Genomic DNA, 17,812 nt, shown 5'->3' on the forward strand with positions numbered 1-17,812 from the left:
CGGCCGGAGTGGCAAAATAGGAATAGCAGGTCGCGCGCTGGTGTTGAAATCAGTTGTGCGCTGTGCACCTGAGGTCCGTTGACGGGCTGACCGAACTAGGAGTGTCCATGACTGTGCAGAACGAGACCGCCACCGAGACCCACGGTGCGACGCTGACCGACGCTGCCGCCGCCAAGGCGAAGGCGCTGCTCGACCAGGAAGGTCGCGACGATCTCGCCCTGCGGATCGCCGTGCAGCCGGGTGGTTGTGCGGGTCTGCGCTACCAGCTCTTCTTCGACGATCGCGTCCTCGACGGTGACATCGTCGTCGACTTCTCCGGTGTGAAGCTGGCCGTCGACCGCATGAGCGCCCCTTACATCCAGGGCGCCTCGATCGACTTCGTCGACACCATCGAGAAGCAGGGCTTCACCATCGACAACCCCAACGCGACGGGTTCTTGCGCCTGCGGCGACTCGTTCAACTAGCGGCTGGCGCCGCGGGTTTTCGGCCTCGTGACCCCGCGCCCGAGGGGCGATACTCCGGCTTCGCCGTGACGTATCGCCCCTCGGTTGCGGGGCGGCCGAAAACGTTGTGGTCGGGTGGGGAGTCCGTAGGTGGGGGCATGAAGTACGAGTGGTTCACTCGTGAGGCGGGTCCGGTTCGGGGTGGCTGGGTTGCGCTGAGGTGAACCGTGGGGGTGTGTGCCTTGCTACCGTTGAAGTCCGGGATCGGTTGATTCCGGGCTTTTTCTGTTTCCTCGCCTAGCGTCGAAGGGGCCCTGCCTCGTGTCTGTTGCCGTGTCCGCGTCCATCGCCACCGACCACCTCATGCGTTTTCCGGGCAAGTTCGCCGATGTGCTGCTCGCCGATCAGCTCGATCATGTGTCCCTGAGTTTCCTCGTCGACGATCTGCAGATCCGTCGCGGCGGGGTGGCGGGCAACATCGCCTACGCGATGGGCCTGTTGAAGCAGCGGCCGCTGCTCGTCGGTGCGGTGGGTGCCGATTTCGCCGAGTACCGGCAGTGGCTCGAGAACAGCGGGGTCGACTGTTCGGCTGTGCACGTCTCGGCGAAGGCGCACACCGCCCGCTTCGTCTGCACCACCGACGAGGCGATGGCGCAGATCGCGTCGTTCTACCCCGGCGCGATGAGCGAGGCGCGCGATATCGACATCGCCGCTGTCGCCGCCGCGCACGAGGTCGACCTGGTGCTGGTCGGCGCCAACGATCCCGAGGCGATGGTCGCGCACACCCGCCAGGCCAAAGCGCAGGGCATCCCGTATGCCGCCGACCCGTCCCAGCAGCTGGCCCGCCTCGACGGCGAGCAGGCGACCGAACTCGTCGACGGCGCGGCCTACCTGTTCACCAACAAGTACGAGTGGGCCCTGCTGCTGCAGAAGACCGGCCTGACCGAAACCGAGATCGCCGCCAAGGTCGGCATCCGGGTGACCACGCTGGGCTCGGAGGGTGTTCTCGTCGTCGACGCCGACGGCACCGAGGTGCGCGTCGGGGTCGTGCCCGAGACCGCCAAGGTCGACCCGACCGGTGTCGGCGACGGCTTCCGCGCCGGCTTCCTCACCGCCCACCGCGCGGGCCTGAGCCTCGAACGCGCCGCCCAGCTCGGCTCCCTGATCGCCGTCCTGGTCCTGGAAACCACCGGCACCCAGGAATGGACCCTCGACACCGACGACGCCCTCGAACGCCTCACCAAGGCCTACGGCTCCGACGCCGCCGACGACCTGGCGTCGCTGCTCTAGTCCGGACACCCGACGAACGCCCCCTCGGATCCGTGGATCCGAGGGGGCGTTCTCGTCGGAGTTACAGCGAGACGGGGTACACCGGCTCCTGGATCTCGGGCTTGATGCGGTCTTCGACGAAGATGCCGTGCCAGACCATGAAGACGAGCAGGGTCCAGAGGCGGCGGCTGTGGTCGGCGACGCCTGCTCGGTGGTCGCGCAGCATCTGCAGGATGGCGGGCGTGTTCAGCAGGTGGTCGGTGTGGGACTCGGCGATCTGGGTCTCGGCCCAGTCGTAGAGTTCGGTGCCGCGCAGCCAATGCCGCAGTGGGACCGGGAAACCGAGCTTGGCGCGGTGCAGGACGTGATCGGGGACGATGCCGTCCAGTGCCCGGCGCAACGCGTACTTCGAGGTGTCGGAGGAGATCTTCTGCTCGTAGGGCAGCCCCTGGGCCACGCGCATGACCTCGTTGTCGAGGAACGGCACGCGCAGTTCCAGCGAGTTGGCCATGGTCATCTTGTCGGCCTTGACCAGGATGTCGCCGCGCAGCCAGGTGAACAGGTCGAGGTGCTGCATGCGGGTCACCGGGTCCCAGCCCGCGGACTGGGCGTAGATGGGGGCGGTGACGTCCTGGTGGGTCCACTCGGGACGGAACTCGCGCAGCACCGAGCGCAGCTGGGCGTCGTTGAAGCTGCGGGCGTTGCCGTAGTAGCGGTCCTCGAGCGAGAGCGACCCGCGCTGCAGCAGGGACTTGCCGCGTCTGCCGTCGGGCATCGCCTCGCCGAGCTTGCCCGCGAGCCTGCGCAGCCCGGCGGGCAGGTACTCGAAGGGCTTGAGCGACAACGGTTCCCGGTAGATGGTGTAGCCGCCGAACAACTCGTCGGCGCCCTCGCCGGACAGCACCACCTTGACGTGCTTGCGGGCCTCCTTGGCCACGAAGTACAGCGGGACCAGCGCCGGGTCGGCGACCGGGTCGTCGAGGTACCAGACGATCTCGGGGATCGCGGCGGCGAACTCGGCGGGGGAGACCACCTTGACGATGTGGCGCGCGCCGATCAGTTCGGCGCTCTCGGCGGCCACGTCGACCTCCGAGTAGCCCTCGCGCTCGAACCCGGTGGTGAAGGTGATCAGCTTCGGGTTGTGCCGCATGGCCAGCGCCGCGATGGCGGTGGAGTCGATGCCGCCGGACAGGAACGAACCGACGGTGACATCGGCGCGCATGTGCTTGGCGACGGAGTCCTCGAGCGCCGCGGCGATCTCGTCGTAGCGGGCCTGCGCGGCATCGGTGTCGATTCCGCCCCCGGCTCGCCGTGTGGTCGCCGGGGCGAACGGGCGGACCCGGAAGTCGGGACGGAAGTAGCGGGTGGCCTTCGGCTCCTCGCCGACCTCGATCGTGGCGTAGGTGCCGGATTCGAGACGGCGGATATTCTTGTGCAGCGACTCCGGCTCCGGCACGTACTGCAGCACCGTGTAGTGCTCGAGCGCGCGCGGGTCGAGCTCGTCGGACACCCCGAGCGGGCCCAGCAGTTCCAGAACGCTCTTCTTCTCGCTGGCGAAGGCGGTGCCGCCGGGGCCGGTCGCGATGAACAGCGGCTTGATGCCGAACGGATCGCGCGCGAGGAACAATTCCCGCTTCTCGGTGTCCCAGATCGCGAAGGCGAACATGCCGCGCAGCTTGCGCACGGCCTCGGGGCCCCAGAAGTGGAAGGCGGCCACGATGGACTCGCCGTCACCGTCGGTGGCGAAGATCTTGCCGTCGGGGAACTCGCTCGCGTGCTCGGCGGCGAGCTGTTCGCGCAGTTCGAGGTAGTTGTAGATCTCGCCGTTGAACGTCATCGCGTAGCGCTGCGGGTTCTCGGCGGGGCCCCAGCGCAGCGGCTGGTGCGAGTGTTCGATGTCGATGATCGAGAGGCGGTTGAAGCCGAAGATCATGTGCTCGTCGTGCCAGGTGCCCTTCTCGTCCGGGCCGCGATGCCGCTGGCAGTGCAGCGCGTCGTACACCTGGTCGACCACCTCGGTCGTCGCCGGATCAGCGGTCAGGAATCCGAGCAGTCCGCACACGGTGTCGGCAACCTTCTCTCGTTCGATGATGGGATGGCCACTGACGGGCCGAAACGCTGTGTCCGAGTATGCCGCACGCCCACGCGACGCGCCGCGCGCAACCCGGCCCAGCGGCCTTTCCCACCCCGCCCCGGTGTCAAACCGCAGGTCGCCGTGTCTGGTGCGGTGATTGCGGAGTGTCGAATGCGACCCCGCGACAAGACGGTGCCCGCTTTGGTCTACGCTGCGTAGTACTCAGGTCCTTCTCAGGTGTGCAGGCATCACAGCGGCAATACTCGAGGGCGGCCTGAAACGTGCTTGAAAAACGTGTCGGAACGGGCGAATCGCGGCCCGGACGACGCGATGTGTCGGAATGTGTGGCGACCAGGAAGGCGTGAGCGTGGCGCACAAGGCGAGCGAAGAGATCGGGGCACGGCCCGTTCGGGGGCGGCAGGGCCGTCTCCTTCGGCGGGCCGGGCTGGTGGTGTCCCTGGGGATCACCGCGGTGCTCGTCTCGGGCTGCTCGATCGACAATGTCTGGCTGCGGTTCGGCTGGCCCTCGGGCATCACGCCCGAGGCCGCCCGGATGCGGGAACTGTGGACCTGGTCGGTGCTGGCCGCGCTCGCCATGGGCGTGCTGGTCTGGGGTCTGACCTTCTGGACGATCATCGTGCACCGCAAGCGCAAGGACTCCCCGGAGTTCCCGCGCCAGACCGGGTACAACGTGTCGCTGGAGCTGACCTACACCGCGATCCCGTTCGTGATCATCGCGGTGCTGTTCTACTTCACCGTGGTCGTGCAGAACTACGTGCACGAGAAGACCGACAACCCGGACGTCACGGTGGACGTGACGGCCTTCCAGTGGAACTGGAAGTTCGGCTACCGCGGTGTGAACGACGTCGCTGGGCTGACCTGGGACGGTATCGACTACGAGCGCGAGGCCGCCAACGAGCAGCAGGTCCTCGAGTACGCGGACCGCACGGACGAAGAGGGCCACCCGCAGCCGGGCCCGCTGCACGGCAAGCCGGCCAACGACATCATCTCGTACCTGCACTACGACAAGGTCGAGACCTACGGCTCCAGCGAAGAGATCCCGGTCCTGGTACTGCCGACCGGTAAGCGCATCGAGTTCCAGCTCGCCGCCGCCGACGTGATCCACTCCTTCTGGGTGCCGGAGTTCCTGTTCAAGCGCGACGTGATGCCGAACCCGAAGGAGAACCACTCCGACAACGTCTTCCAGATCACGGAGATCGAGAAGGAAGGCGCCTTCGTCGGCCGCTGCGCCGAGATGTGCGGTACCTACCACTCGATGATGAACTTCGAGGTCCGGGCGGTCTCGCCGGAGAAGTTCGCCCAGTACCTGCAGGCGCGCATCGACGGCAAGACCAATGGCGAGGCGCTCGAGTCGATCGGCGAATCGCCGGTGGCCACCTCCACGTACCCCTTCAACACCAAGCGTGATCTCAAGAGCGCTTCGGTGAACGAGAGCAAGTGAGGATTCTGATATGAGGATCGAAGCGCGGATCTTCGAACTGCTCACAGCGTTCTTCATCCTGGTGGGCATCGTCTACGGCTTCTTCACCGCGCAGTCTCGCACCGGCGTGGAATGGGCGGGCACCACCGCGATCGTGCTGACCGCGGGACTGTCGCTGATCATCGGCACCTACTTCCGCTTCGTCGCGCGCCGCATCGATCTGCGGCCCGAGGACTACGAGGACGCCGAGATCGTCGACGGCGCGGGCGACCTGGGCTTCTTCTCGCCCGGCAGCTTCTGGCCCATCCTGCTGGCCGCGGCCGGCTCGGTGACCGCGCTGGGCCTGGCGTTCTTCCAGTTCTGGCTGATCGGTCTGGGCGTGGTCCTGGTCCTGGCCGCTTCGGCCGGCCTGGTGTTCGAGTACTACCTGGGCGCCGAGAAGCACTGAGTTCTTGGAGCGCTGGCGCGCTCGAGTTCGCGCCCCTGGCGGTCCCGCCGATCAGGCACCGTTGCTTGCTCCTTCGTCGCGTACGCCACGGCGCCTGATCGGCGGGACGGGCGCGAACCGCCGACTTCGTCGGCGATCCCTCCTCGGGGTCGGGATGTGCGGGGTTGGGTTTGTTGGAGCGGTGGCGCGCTCGGGGTTCACGTCCCCTGGCGGTCCTGTCGATCGGGCACCGCGGCTTGCTCCTTCGTCGCCTACGCCACGGCACCTGATCGGCGGGACGGGCGCGAACCGCGGCGGACCCTCCTCGAGGTCGGGTCGTGCGGGTTGCGTCAGGAGCGAACAGTGGAAAGGTCCCCACCGGATTCCGGTGGGGACTTTTTCGTGTCTGTTGTCGGCGGGCTTTACACGCTGTACCGCAGGGCCTGTTCGGAGCGGCAGATGTCGTCGATGCCGGAGACGATCTCGCGCAGCTGCTCCGACGGCAGGGCCGAGGGACGCAGGCGGCAGGTGAAGGTGATCAGGCCGTAGTCGGCGGGGGCGAGGCCGCGGGCGGCGGCTTCGGCGCGCAGGTACGCCGAGCGCACGCCGTAGGTCATCGCGGAGATGACGGTGAAGCACCCCGTGCGCTCGCGGTGTCCGGCGAACAGGTCGTGCAGGCCGTAGAACACCGAGCCGTAGTTGGCCAGGGGGGCGAACACCCCGACACGGTAGGCGGGGCCGCGTTCGGAAGAGTTGATCACGGTGTCGGCGAGGTACTCGGCGTCGCGGATGGTGAGCACTTTCGGCGCGAACATGAGCGCGCCGGCCGCCGCGTTGCGCACCGGCATACCCGCGCGCCCGCCGGCGGCGGAGGCGATGGCGCCCAGTGACTTGCGGGTGCGGGTGCCGACCTCGCGCCGGGCCCGCAGGCCGCGGGTGGGCGCGGTGGGGTAGAGGCTCGACCACTGGCCGAAGCGGACCGCGCCGAGGGTCACCTGGCCGGTGCCGACGGGCCGCGCCACCTTCAGCGGGGCGGTGTCGACCCAGCGGCCGACCTGCAGCGCCGCGCTGCCGGGATTGGTGATCTCGGTGGTGGCGTGCTCGACGAAGGAATCGAAGTCGAGGAACCGGTCGGCGTCGGTGGTGAGCCAGGTGTGGTCCTTGTCGACCTCGACCACGTCGAGGGTCAGCGCGGTGATGATCCCCGCGCGTCCGCCCGCGCCGAGGATGCGGTGAAAACGCTCGGTGTGATGACCGCGCCCGCAGGTGCCGATCCGGCCGTCGGGGTCGACGTACTCGAGGTCGACGATCTGGTCGATGAACATGCCGTAGCGGTGCGAGGCGGTGCTCACGCCGCCGACCGAGGCGAACCCGCCCGCGGTGATGTCACGGTGATCGCCCACCACGGGCAGGCCGAGACCGTGCGCGCCGAGGCGGCGGTCGATCTCGGACAGTTTCGCCCCGGCCTGCACCCGCACGGTGCGCCGACCGAGGTTGATGTCGAGGACCGAGTTCATCTTGCGCAGGGAGAGCACCGCGCGCTGATCGGGCAGCCCATAGGACTCTTCGGTCTGCTCACCGCCGCGAACCGTCAATCGTTCCGAACGATCACGTGAATCACGCACAGTGCGAACGACATCCGCCGTGTCGGTGGGGAGATATTCTTCGGAGATGACGGAATGCGGCGTGCCCATGACCGCATAGCTAACCACAGCTGGGCGGTTCTTGCGCAGGGTACTTCGCACCTAATTCCGCCCGGGCGCGAGCTGCTGGCTGAACAGGACCTTTCCGGTCGCGTCGCGCAAGTTGACAGTCAATTCCGCGGACCGGCCGTCGATGCGGACCTCGCCGAAATGCTGATAGTCCGCCTCCAGCGGCGAGGTGTTGGGCTTCGGCGGCGCGTGTACGAACACCGCCTCGGGTCCGAAGGTGGGGTCGAGGTCGTTGGGACCGAAGGCGCCCGCGTTGAGCGGACCCGAGACGAACTCCCAGAACTCGTCGAAATCGGTGAAGGCGGCGCGGGCGGGCGAGTAGTGGTGCGCGGCGGTGTAGTGCACATCGGCGGTGAGCCAGACGACGTCGCGCACCTTGTTCGCCTTGATCGCCGAGAGCACCTGGGCGATCTCGGTCTCGCGGCCCGACGGCGCGCCGGGGTCGGCATTGGCCGGGCCCTCGAAGGCGGTCTTGCCGTCGGGGACGATCACGCCCAACGGCAGGTCGGCGGCGACGATCTTCCAGGTGGCCGTGGAATCGCGCAGCCCGTCGATGAGCCAGCGGGTCTGGGCGGGGCCCAAGATCGCGCCACTGGGCGCGGTGTTGGCGTCGTTGGCGTCCTTGTAGGCGCGCATGTCGAGGACGAACACCTCCAGCAGCGGGCCGTAGGAGATCTTGCGATGGAGCCGCCCGTCGACGGCCTCTTTCGGGTCCAGCGGCATCCACTCGTGAAAGGCCTGCCAGGAGCGGGCCGCGAGGGTGTCCATGCTGCGCTCGGTGTAGCCCTTCTCGGCGGCGACGGTACCGCCGGGGTACCAGTTGTTGGTGGTCTCGTGGTCGTCCCACTGGACCACTTGGGCGACAGCGGCATTGAAGGCGCGGTAGTTGTCGTCGGTGAGGTTGTAGGCGTAGTTGCCGCGGAACTGGTCGAGGGTCTCGGCGGGCGCGTTCTTGGCCTCGGCGGTCACATTGCGCCAGACCCGCCCGTCGGGCAGCGTCACCGACTCCTCCAGCGCGTTGTCGGCGTAGATGACATCGCCGGAATGCAGGAACAGGTGCGGGTCACGCGCGGCCATGGCCGAGAAGATCTTCATGCCGCCCAGCTCGGGATTGATGCCGAACCCCTGGCCCGCGACGTCACCGGACCACAGCAGGGTGATGTCGGCGGGCGCCGTGGGGGCGGTGCGGAAGACACCGGTGACCGGTTCGGAGCCGGCGCCGTCCTCGCCGTCGAGGCGCACTCGGTAGTGCACGAGCTCGCCGGCCGGCAGGCCGTTGACCCGGATCCGCCCGGTGCCGTCGGTGGCGGGGGTGAGCAGGGGACCGGTGAAACGCTTGACCTGGCTGAAGCTCTCGGTCGCCGAGGTCTCCACGATCAGCGTCGCCGGGACATCCGAGCGTGCCCAGATCAGGGCGCCGTCGCTGCGCGGATCGCCGACGGCGACGCCGTGGGTGAGGCTGGGCCTGGCGCGTACCAGCGCGGGTCCGTCACCGGAACCGCATGCCGCGAGGGCGGGGGTGACGACCAAGCCGAGGGCGGAGGCGCGCAACAGTGTGCGCCGGGACATCGCGAAATCCGAACCAGCCATGGTTGACACCGTGACGCGCCGGTGGGAACGCGCAGCCGTCTGCGTGGCAACGGAATGTGAACGCGGCGTGGCGCGACAGTGCCGAAGCCCGGTGTCACCGTGTCCGGTTTCCCGGGACCTGTTCCTGCTCTACGGCCCTGACAGCGCTCACAGTCCGACCGCGGCGGCGGTTTCCGGATACCAGCGCGTGCATTCGGCGCGCAGGGGCACCGCGGTCTGCAGCTGGCACAGCACGGCGACACCGCCGAGGAACGAGCGCAGAATGGGGGTGTGGCCGGGCGGCATCGTCAGCTGGCGCAACACGTTCGACAGGCGTAGATCGGTCACCAGGCGGACCTGCTCGCGCAGCCAATCGCCGGAGAGTGGATAGGTGGGGGCGAGCAGCGCCTCGCGCAACACCCGCAGGCGGGCGGCGACGGTGGCGATGTCGAGCTCGCGGCCCGGCGCGACGAATCCGTGCCGGCGGATGGCGGCCTCGAGATCAGCGGCGGAGTCCGCCATCACCGCGGCGCCGACATCACCGGCCACCTCGAGGAACGCGGCAGGCCACGGCGTGCACGCGCCGAAGTCGACGACGCCGAGGCGGCCGTCGGGCATGCGCAAGAAGTTGCCGGGATGCGGGTCGCCGTAGACGAGTTCGGCGCGGGCGGGCGCCGAGAACAGGAAGCGCAGGATCAGCACGCCCAGCCGGTCGAGTTCGGTGGCCTCCCCGCGCACGATCAACCGCGACAGCGGGACACCGTCGAGCCATTCGGTGACCAGCACGTCGCCGCGCTGGGCGATCACCCGGCTCAGCACCACATCCGGGTCGTCGGCGAAGGCGGCGGCGAAAGCGCGCTGGTTGGCCGCCTCGCGGGCGTAGTCGAGTTCGGCCTTGATCTCGGCGCACAACGCCTCGATCACCGGGCGGGTGTCGGCACCGGGCAGCAAGGCGGTGAACAGGGGCGTCGCCCGGCGCAGGGCCTGCAGGTCGGCCAGGACGGCGCGGCGCGCGCCCGGGTACATGATCTTCACCGCGACCGGGGTGCCGTCGTGCCAGCGGGCGCGATGGACCTGACCGACCGAGGCGGCCGCGGCGGCGCGATCGTCGAATTCCAGGAACAGCGACCGCCACTCGAGGCCCAGATGAGTGGCCAGTTCGGCGTGCACGGCGGCGGGCAGCATGGCCGGTGCGGAGTCGTGCAGGCGGGCAAGAGCGAGGCGATACGGCTCGGCGAGGTCGGGGCCGAGGCCGAGTTCGAGCAGGCCGAGCAGCTGACCCAGCTTGGCCACACAGCCCTTGAGTTCGCCCAGCACCTCGAACAGGTGCTCGGCGGTGCGGATCCTGATGTCGCGGTCGACCTCGGCCGAGGACCGGCCGACGGCTCGTTGACCGAGCCCGGCGATCCGCCGCCCCGCGTACGCCACCGGCACCGCCGCCAGGCGCGCGCTGCGGGCGACCCGACCGGTGGGCGGAATGCCTGTCCCAGGATCGGGTGTCGAGCGGGCCTTGCGGGTGAACGGCACCACCCGGCCTTCGAGATCGCGACCGACCATGTCCACCTCACTGCCCCGTCGACGCTGTCACCGGTGTGACCGCCCACCCGTCGGCGATGTGCTCGGTGCAGGCTACCAACCAGGTGCGCGCCGCGTTGGCTGTCGCCCGCGGTGCCGACCGATTCGCCTCAGCGGACGGTGGCTGCCGCGGCGGCGCTCATCGGCCTGCGGGACAGTGGATTCGGGTCAGCTCGCCGCGGTGTCGGGGATCCGGGTGGCCTCGGGCCGCGCGCCCGACGGCACGCCCTTTTTGAGGCTGTGCGCGTAGACGTCGACGTACTCCTGGCCGGTGAGGCGCATCAGCTCGTACATCACCTCGTCGGTGACCGCGCGCTCGACGAAGCGATTGCCGCTCATGCCCTCGTAGCGCGAGAAGTCCAGCGGCGCACCGAACTTGAGGATGACCTTGTGCCGACGCCATTTGAACGGTCCGGGCGGGCTCACCTTGTCGGTGCCGATCACCGCGACCGGGATCACCGGGACGCCGGTCTCCAGGGCGAGCCGGGCCATTCCGGTCTTGCCCTTGTAGAGGCGCCCGTCGGGGGAGCGGGTGCCCTCGGGGTACAGGCCGACGAGCCGGCCTTCGTCGAGCAGCTTGCGGGCCGCGTTGAGCGCGTCCTCGGCCGCGGTGGCGCCGCTGCGGTCGATCGGGTACTGGCCGGTGCCGCTGAAGAAGAACTTCTGCAGGCGGCCCTTGAGGCCGGGGGTGGTGAAGTACTCGGCCTTGGCGAGATAGTTGATCCGGCGCGGGCTCAGCAGCGGAGCGAACAACCAGTCGGAGAACGACAGGTGGTTACCCGCCATGATCGCCGGGCCGTCGGTCGGGATGTTCTCCACACCCTCGACTTCGGGCCGGTTGTACAGATGCATCCACGGTCCCACGAGTACGAACTTGAGTAGCCAGTAGAACATGGCGTCCTTTCCCCGGGACCGGGATGGTCGTGTGCAGCCTCGTCGGAGAACGACTTTACCGCTGGTCGCAGGTCACAACCAACCCAGGACGGTAGCCGTCGGGTATGGATGTGACCATCATCTCCCGGCCGTGCGGGCCACGGGCGCGTCGGCCGCCGCCCTGGCCAATTCCGCGGCGCCGATCATGCCCGCGGCCTCGCCGAGCTGGGTCGTGCGCAGCCGGGCCAGCGGGCGATGTCCCGCGCCGGTGACCGCGCTCGTGTAGTGCTCGCGGGCCTCGTCGAGGAACAGCGGGGCCGAACTGCTCACCCCGCCCGCGATCACGATCAGATCGGGATCGAACAGATCGCTGACGAAGGCGAGGCCGAGGCCGAGCCAGCGGGCGAAGTCGGCCATCACCCGGACCGCGAGCGCGTCACCATCGTGCGCGGCGCCCGCCACCCGGCGTCCGGTCAGCGAGCCGGGGTCGCGGATCACGTCGCGGGCGAGCACCGAACGCACCGGGTCGGTGGCCAGCATCTCGATCGCGGTCTCGGCCAGTGCCGTTCCGCTGCAGTAGCGCTCCCAGCAGCCGCGTTTGCCACAGGGACAGGCCCGCCCGCCGGGAACCACCTGCAGGTGCCCCAGTTCGGGGGCGATGCCGTGACTGCCGCGATAGAGCTGACCGTCGATGAGCAGGGCAGCGCCGACGCCGGTGCCGATCGCGACGAGTACCACGGTGTGCCCGCCCGCCGCCGCGCCGAAGCGGTACTCCGCCCAGCCCGCGGCGTTCGCGTCGTGTTCGAGGATGACCGGCAGACCGAGGCGCGCGCTCAGCCGTTGCGCGACGGGAGCCTTCTGCCACGGCAGGTGCGGAGCGAACAGGACCGTCGAACGGTCATCGGAGATGAAACCGGCGACGGCCAGTCCGACGGCGGCGATCGGGTGCCTGCGCGCGAGCTCGCGCACCGAGCGGTCGATGGCGTCTTCGAGCGCGCGCGCCGAATGCGGGGTCGGCGCCTGCACGGTGTCGAGCACCTCGCCCTCGGCATCGACGACCGAGGCACGGATGTTCGTGCCGCCCACGTCGATGCCGACGGTGAGCAGGTGGGAGGGGTCGATCCGCTGGGTCATCCCCGGATCGTCACCGGAATGTCGACATAGCGCGAGCGTGGCGCGCTGGCGGCGCGTGCTCGATCCGCGTCGGCGGTGCGGCGCCGGTGCGCGGTGTCGTCGGTCTTGGGCGGGGCAGCGGGGAAGCGGCCGGTGGGCGAAGGATCCTCGGGGATCACCGCCTCGGCGGCCCGGTGCTCGGTCGCGCGGGCTGGGGCGCCCTGCTGGCGGGGGGCGGCGTACTCGTCGACCCGCCGCGGTCGCGGCGTGCCCGTTTGGTCACCGCGTGCGCTACCCCAGCGCGGGCGCGGGTGACCCGTGGGATCGGCGAGGTGGGGTGTCTCGGCGGTTCCGCTCGCGGGCGGCGGGCCGCCGGGTGGACGACCGGGCACCGTGGCGCGCAAACCTGTTGTCGCGGAGCCGGATTCGTCGGCGGTGGCCGCTGCTTCGGCTGGTGTGGAGTGGTGGCCGTTTCCGGCGGCGCCACGACGGTCGCGTGTTGGCGCGGCCAGTTCGGTGGTTCGGGGCGGCTGTCCTGGTGCGCCGGACCCGTCGGCGCCGTTCGGTGGGGCCGCGCCGTCGCTCGGGTGTTCGGGTCGCGAATTCGGGTGGCCCGCGGCGTGCTCGGCCCATTCCTCGGGCAGCAGGGGTTCGACGGGGACGCCGGCCAGTGCTTCACGCAGGACGGTCACCATGGAGGTGCCGTGTTCGGCGAGGGCGGCAACGACGTCGTGGTGTTCGCCGCGGACCAGGGCGGCGGCCGCGCAGACCGGGCACCAGGCACAGCCGCCGAGATCGGCCTGGCCGTCGGCGGCGGTGCGGCGCAGCACCGGTTCGACGCGGGCCAGCAGCACCTCGGCCAGCAGGCGCAGTTCCTCGGTGAACTCGGCGAAGCCGTCGGGATGGTGGCCGTGGCGGTCGGATTGCCTGTCACTGCTCATCTGCGGTGGCCTTCGTGTAGTTCGGATCGGCGGGCCAGACCTGCGGGTCGGGACGGAAGCGGACCACGAGCTGACCGTCGTCGAGTTCGGCGCCCGCCACCGTGCAGCGCTGCAGCACCGGTGCCAGTCGCACTCGCGTGCGCACCCCGTCGGCTCCCACGATCAGATCGTCCTCCACTCGGCCCAGCCGCAAGGTGCCGGGATCGACCACCGGCAACCGCATCCGCATCGCGTACACGGAGTCGATGCCGGAGCCCGACTCCCATCGAACCATCGGTTCGCCCGATTCCGCGCCCTCGGCGTGCGTGGCCGACGGCGTGTCGAGCGAATAGGAGAACGCCGACAGCGCGCTCAGCCCGACCGGTTCGGCACCGGCGTGCTGGGCGATCAGGATCGGCACATCGGTGAGCTGCTCGTGCAGCCGGGCCACCACTTCCAGCTGTTCGGCGCGCCGGTTCAGGTACCAGTGCACGGCCGGGTGGGCGTTCTCGCTGGGCGGCGGCACCGGCGCGAGCACCTTGTTCACCACCACCGCGTCCAGCCGCAGCCCGATCAGCGCGGCCGCCGAGCGCACCCGTCGCGCCTCGGCGACGGCGACCTGCTCGGGGCCGGTGATCAGCCGAGCACTGGTGCGGGTGCGGTCGGCGAGCAGATCACGGACCTGGGTCACCGCCTTGACGATTCGTTCGACGGTGACCGCCAGCACCGCCTTGCGCAGGTCGGCGCCGATCGCGCTCATCGTGCGCGCGTGCCGCGGCCAGAGGCGTTCGAGATAGCTGAGCAGGGTATCGGGCGCGGTGACGATGCGCAGCATGTCGGCCGAGGGCGGGCAGTCGATGACGATGACGTCCCAGTCCTGCTCCTCGGTGTACTGGGCGATCTCGACCAGCATCAGCAGTTCCTGCACGCCGGGCAGCCCGGTCAGCTCGGCGGGATCCAATGCCGCCAGGTCGATTCCGTGATCGTGGCCGCCGCCCTTGTCCAGCATCCGCACGACATCGCGGAACCGGTCCTCGAGCAGCGCGAGCGAATCGATCTCGATCGCCTCGAGCCCCGGCGCCACCCTGGCGACCCCGGCGACCGTGCCCGGATCGTGCGGGAACCGGAAACCGAGTGCGTCGCCGAGCGAATGCGCCTGGTCGAGCGAGGCGATCAGCACTCGCTGACCGGCGCGCGCGTGGGTCATGCCCGTCGCGCAGGCCAGCGTCGTCTTGCCGACACCGCCCTTGCCGACGAACAGTTCGACGCGGGTACCGCCCGTGGCGCTCAGTCCTCGACCCGTTTCTTCAGTTCCTTCAACGCCGTATCGGTGATGACCTTCTCGGCCTTGCGCTTGAACATGCCGATCATCGGGATGTTCAAGTCGACGGTGAGCTCGTAGATCACCTCGGTGCCGCCCTCGGGCAGCTCGCGCAGCTCGTAGCTGCCGTCCTGGGCCTTCTGCAGGTCACCGCTGACCAGCTGCCAGCTCACCGCCATACCGTCGGCGCGCCAGGTGTAAGCCAGCACGTAAGTGTCCTTCACGACGCCGGCGTCGAGCACGAAACGCGCGGTCGCGGCGCGTCCGGCGGCATCGGTGTCGAGGACCTCCACCGATTGGGCGGCGGAGACCCATTCCGGATAGGACTCCAGATCCGCGATGACGGCCATCACCTGTTTCGACGGCGCCTCGATGACGATCGATCTCTGGGTCCGGTCGGCCATGGCGAAGGATGGTTCCTTTCGTACGGGACGAGCAGTCGGGCACTCAGGACGCGGCGGTCGCGGGTGCGACGCCCGCGGGTCGACCGGCTTCGAGCCGAGTCTTCACTTCGAACGACATGTCCTTGCCCGCGACGCGACGGGCCCGATTGGCCGCGGCCTGCGCGCGCGGGGACAGCGGTGTGGCCGCGGTCGACTCGGCGTGCAGGAAGTAGTGCAGGATCGCCCCGTCGGCGACGGCTTCCAGCCACACCTCCATGGTGCCGCTCAGCGGACCGGCCACGGTCCAGCGGATGCCCTTGTCCCCGCGATCCTCGCGCACGTCGAGGCGCAGGTCGGGCCACCAGCGGCGCCAGTTGTTCGCGGCGCCGAGCAGCTCGGCGATGGCGGCGGGCGGCGCGGCGACGAAGGTCTGATCTGCGACCTGGATACTGCTCACCTCGCTGAGCGTAGTGGACGCCACACCGGCGCAGGCCAGGGTGTCACCGCAGCAGTTCCCGCAACCGGGCGCCCTGCCGGTCCCAATGCCAGTTCCGCTCCACCCAGGCCCGGCCGGCGGCACCCATCGCGGCGGCCCGGTCCCGGTCGGTGAGCAGCTCGACGATCGCGTCGGTGACCTGCGACGCGGACCGGCCCTGCACGACCAGTCCGGTCTCGCCTTCGCGCACGGTCTCGGGCGCGCCACCGGAATCACCGGCGACCACCGGGACCCCGCTGGCGGAGGCTTCGAGGAAGACGATGCCGAGGCCCTCCACGTCCAGCCCGGCGCCGCGGGTGCGGCACGGCATGGCGAACACGTCGGCGATGGTGTGGTGGGCGGCCAGTTCGCCCGAGGGCACCCGCCCGGTGAACACGACACTGTCGGTGACGCCGAGCGCGTCTGCCAGTCCCCGCAGCCGCGCCTCGTAGGGTCCGCCGCCCGCGATCACCAGCACCGCGCCGTCGACGCGTTCGCGGATCTCGGTCATGGCCGCGATCAGCACGTCCTGGCCCTTGCGCGCCACCAGTCGCGACAGGCACAGCACGGTCGGCCGGTCGCCGAGGCCGTAGCGGGCGCGCAGCTCGGCGCGCGCGGCCGGGTCGGGCCGGAACTCGGCCGGATCGACCCCCGGCGGCAGGTACTCGAGCGCGGCGCGCGGACCGAAGGCCGAGGCGAACCGGCCGCGGGTGTACTTGCTGACGTAGGTGACCACGTCGGTGTTCTCGCCGATCGAGCGCAGTACCTGCCGCGAACCCGGCAACATCGACCAGCCCACCTCGTGGCCGTGGGTGCTGGCCAGGATGCGTTCGGCGCCCGCGCGCCGCAGCATCGGCGCCATCGCGGCCAGCGGGGCGGCCGCGCCGAACCACACGGTGTCGCACTCGTGCTCGCGCAGCAGCGCCGAGGCGCGGGTGATGACCGCGGGGGTGGGCAGCATCAGCGTCGTGGGGTGGCGAACGACGCGGAACTTCTGGGCGGCGTCGAACTTGTCGTGGCTGTCGCCACGCCAGCGCGGCGCGTATACCACCAGGTCCTCGGGCGGCAGCTGATTCGACAGTGCCTGCAGGTAGGACTGGATTCCGCCCGGCCGAGGCGGGAAATCATTGGTAACCAGCAGAGTTCGGGCCATAACTGAACAACCTAATGGGTCGGCTGATACGGACGCGGGCGGTGGTCAGGCAGCATGGCCGCGCAGCCAGGACCGCCAGCCGTCGAGCAGCTCCGCGCGCGAGACGCCGAGGACTTCGGTGAACGCGGCGTCCTGCGCGGCGGCCGATTGCGGACCGGTCGCGAGCCGCTTGTACAGCGTGGTCAGGGTGTGCTCGCCGTACTGGTCGGCCACGAACGCGCAGGCACTCCACGCGGTTTCGTAGGCGTAGGGCGCGTCGGTCCCGGTGAACTCGGCGTCGGCGACCAGATCGGTGGGCAGGGCGCCCGCGCGCAGCCGGGTGGTGAGCGTCGGCGCGATCTGGGAGAACGTGGTGTCCTGCGCGCGCTGGGCGACGTATTCGGCGAAGCCCTCGAGCATCCACAGTGGGGAGCCATCGGTGGTGACGGCCCTGGTCGCGACGTGGGTGAGCTCATGGCGCAGCAACGTCGCCAGACCCTCGTCGCCGACCCGGCGGCGCGCGTCGGGGTTGAACACGATCCGCTGGTCGGTGGGGGTGCTCCCGGGGACATAGGAGCCGGTGAGCGATACCGCGGCCACATCGGCGGTGGCCGCGGCGCCCGCGACCCTGGTGAGCGCGGTGAATTCGGCCGGTGACCCCGCGACGACCAGCATGGGCGCGCGGTTCCATTCGGTGCCCCACACGGCGCTCACCTGCGCGATCGCCGATCCGAGTTCCTGTTCGAGGACATCGAGGTCGGCGCGGTGGCCGGGGTGGGCGACCAGCAGCGCGTCGGCGGAATCGCCCGCGGCGACCGCGCGCACCAGGATCGGACCGAAGGGCTGCAGCTCGCGCCGCACGGGAGTCAGGCGCGGGTCGTCGATGGCCTCGGTGCTACCGAGCACCTCGGCCTCGTCGGTGGCCAGCTGCAGCCCGCCGACATTGCGCGGCACCAGGATCAGCGCGGCGCACGCCCCGGTCAACAGGGTGACCGAGACGAGCGTGAGAGCGAATTCCAGACGGCCGTTGGCCGAGAACCAGGATCGGAAGCCGGATGTGCGGCGCGGCGGTTCGGTCACCGTGG

16 protein-coding genes are annotated in these 17,812 nt (G+C 69.8%); 4 read left to right on the top strand and 12 right to left on the bottom strand.

The genetic code is table 11. The features are described 5' to 3' along the window. Positions 1 to 107 precede the first annotated feature (107 nt). Both BOX37_RS08900 and BOX37_RS08905 read left to right on the top strand, forming a co-directional pair. Entirely contained in the window at positions 108 to 464 is a 357-nt protein-coding gene (locus tag BOX37_RS08900; protein WP_071927238.1) for a HesB/IscA family protein, read from the top strand. 342 nt (positions 465 to 806) lie between these two features. Continuing rightward, positions 807 to 1,733 carry a carbohydrate kinase family protein gene (locus BOX37_RS08905; protein ID WP_420811616.1) on the top strand — a complete coding sequence of 309 codons (927 nt, stop codon included), beginning with the start codon at positions 807 to 809 and terminating at the stop codon, positions 1,731 to 1,733. Positions 1,734 to 1,794: 61 nt separating this feature from the next. On the opposite strand, the gene asnB is transcribed toward BOX37_RS08905, so the two are convergent. Continuing rightward, positions 1,795 to 3,774 (bottom strand): asparagine synthase (glutamine-hydrolyzing), encoded by a 1,980-nt coding sequence (gene asnB / locus BOX37_RS08910; protein WP_071927240.1) that lies wholly within the window; start codon positions 3,772 to 3,774, stop codon positions 1,795 to 1,797. Positions 3,775 to 4,153: 379 nt separating this feature from the next. On the opposite strand from asnB, the gene ctaC reads away from it, so the two are divergent. Further along, positions 4,154 to 5,248 carry an aa3-type cytochrome oxidase subunit II gene (gene ctaC, locus BOX37_RS08915; RefSeq protein ID WP_071931301.1) on the top strand — a complete coding sequence of 365 codons (1,095 nt, stop codon included), beginning with the start codon at positions 4,154 to 4,156 and terminating at the stop codon, positions 5,246 to 5,248. Positions 5,249 to 5,258: 10 nt separating this feature from the next. Next, positions 5,259 to 5,675, top strand: a complete 417-nt coding sequence (locus BOX37_RS08920) for a cytochrome c oxidase subunit 4 (RefSeq protein ID WP_071927241.1) — start codon at positions 5,259 to 5,261, stop codon at positions 5,673 to 5,675. Between the two features lie 401 nt (positions 5,676 to 6,076). On the opposite strand, the gene BOX37_RS08925 is transcribed toward BOX37_RS08920, so the two are convergent. From BOX37_RS08925 to BOX37_RS08975, 11 genes are all read right to left on the bottom strand, one after another. Next, the gene (locus BOX37_RS08925; protein WP_071927242.1) at positions 6,077 to 7,348 is read right to left on the bottom strand and encodes an FAD-binding oxidoreductase; all 1,272 of its coding nucleotides are present in this window, start codon (positions 7,346 to 7,348) and stop codon (positions 6,077 to 6,079) included. A gap of 51 nt (positions 7,349 to 7,399) precedes the next feature. After that, positions 7,400 to 8,956 carry an alkaline phosphatase D family protein gene (locus BOX37_RS08930; RefSeq protein WP_084759502.1) on the bottom strand — a complete coding sequence of 519 codons (1,557 nt, stop codon included), beginning with the start codon at positions 8,954 to 8,956 and terminating at the stop codon, positions 7,400 to 7,402. Positions 8,957 to 9,103: 147 nt separating this feature from the next. Beyond that, a complete protein-coding gene (locus tag BOX37_RS08935; protein ID WP_240505279.1) occupies positions 9,104 to 10,492 on the bottom strand; it encodes an AarF/UbiB family protein in 1,389 nt (462 codons plus the stop codon). A gap of 186 nt (positions 10,493 to 10,678) precedes the next feature. Then, positions 10,679 to 11,404 (bottom strand): lysophospholipid acyltransferase family protein, encoded by a 726-nt coding sequence (locus BOX37_RS08940; RefSeq protein ID WP_071927243.1) that lies wholly within the window; start codon positions 11,402 to 11,404, stop codon positions 10,679 to 10,681. A gap of 117 nt (positions 11,405 to 11,521) precedes the next feature. Further along, a complete protein-coding gene (locus BOX37_RS08945; protein WP_071927244.1) occupies positions 11,522 to 12,517 on the bottom strand; it encodes an ROK family protein in 996 nt (331 codons plus the stop codon). Beyond that, complete coding sequence (locus tag BOX37_RS34870; protein ID WP_206045791.1) at positions 12,514 to 13,437, bottom strand: hypothetical protein; 924 nt, start codon at positions 13,435 to 13,437, stop codon at positions 12,514 to 12,516. The genes BOX37_RS08945 and BOX37_RS34870 overlap by 4 nt, the downstream gene beginning before the upstream one ends. Then, entirely contained in the window at positions 13,427 to 14,707 is a 1,281-nt protein-coding gene (locus BOX37_RS08955) for an ArsA family ATPase (protein ID WP_240505393.1), read from the bottom strand. The genes BOX37_RS34870 and BOX37_RS08955 overlap by 11 nt, the downstream gene beginning before the upstream one ends. Next, positions 14,704 to 15,141 carry an SRPBCC family protein gene (locus tag BOX37_RS08960; protein WP_071927246.1) on the bottom strand — a complete coding sequence of 146 codons (438 nt, stop codon included), beginning with the start codon at positions 15,139 to 15,141 and terminating at the stop codon, positions 14,704 to 14,706. The genes BOX37_RS08955 and BOX37_RS08960 overlap by 4 nt, the downstream gene beginning before the upstream one ends. Positions 15,142 to 15,184: 43 nt before the next feature. Then, a complete protein-coding gene (locus BOX37_RS08965; RefSeq protein WP_071927247.1) occupies positions 15,185 to 15,577 on the bottom strand; it encodes a polyketide cyclase / dehydrase and lipid transport in 393 nt (130 codons plus the stop codon). Positions 15,578 to 15,620: 43 nt separating this feature from the next. Next, positions 15,621 to 16,748, bottom strand: coding sequence for a glycosyltransferase family 4 protein (locus tag BOX37_RS08970; protein WP_071927248.1), 1,128 nt, complete (start codon positions 16,746 to 16,748; stop codon positions 15,621 to 15,623). 45 nt (positions 16,749 to 16,793) lie between these two features. Continuing rightward, positions 16,794 to 17,807 (bottom strand): hypothetical protein, encoded by a 1,014-nt coding sequence (locus tag BOX37_RS08975; protein ID WP_071927249.1) that lies wholly within the window; start codon positions 17,805 to 17,807, stop codon positions 16,794 to 16,796. Positions 17,808 to 17,812 lie beyond the last annotated feature (5 nt).

The sequence above is a fragment of the Nocardia mangyaensis genome, assembly GCF_001886715.1.
Lineage (GTDB): Bacteria > Actinomycetota > Actinomycetes > Mycobacteriales > Mycobacteriaceae > Nocardia > Nocardia mangyaensis.

Coding starts and splice junctions, on each gene's coding strand:
- BOX37_RS08900 (WP_071927238.1), top strand. CDS start 108: ATGACTGTGCAGAACGAGACCGCCACCGAGACCCACGGTGCGACGCTG.
- BOX37_RS08905 (WP_420811616.1), top strand. CDS start 807: ATGCGTTTTCCGGGCAAGTTCGCCGATGTGCTGCTCGCCGATCAGCTC.
- BOX37_RS08920 (WP_071927241.1), top strand. CDS start 5,259: ATGAGGATCGAAGCGCGGATCTTCGAACTGCTCACAGCGTTCTTCATC.
- BOX37_RS08925 (WP_071927242.1), bottom strand. CDS start 7,348: ATGGGCACGCCGCATTCCGTCATCTCCGAAGAATATCTCCCCACCGAC.
- BOX37_RS08930 (WP_084759502.1), bottom strand. CDS start 8,956: ATGGCTGGTTCGGATTTCGCGATGTCCCGGCGCACACTGTTGCGCGCC.
- BOX37_RS08935 (WP_240505279.1), bottom strand. CDS start 10,492: ATGGTCGGTCGCGATCTCGAAGGCCGGGTGGTGCCGTTCACCCGCAAG.
- BOX37_RS08940 (WP_071927243.1), bottom strand. CDS start 11,404: ATGTTCTACTGGCTACTCAAGTTCGTACTCGTGGGACCGTGGATGCAT.
- BOX37_RS08945 (WP_071927244.1), bottom strand. CDS start 12,517: ATGACCCAGCGGATCGACCCCTCCCACCTGCTCACCGTCGGCATCGAC.
- BOX37_RS34870 (WP_206045791.1), bottom strand. CDS start 13,437: ATGAGCAGTGACAGGCAATCCGACCGCCACGGCCACCATCCCGACGGC.
- BOX37_RS08960 (WP_071927246.1), bottom strand. CDS start 15,141: ATGGCCGACCGGACCCAGAGATCGATCGTCATCGAGGCGCCGTCGAAA.
- BOX37_RS08970 (WP_071927248.1), bottom strand. CDS start 16,748: ATGGCCCGAACTCTGCTGGTTACCAATGATTTCCCGCCTCGGCCGGGC.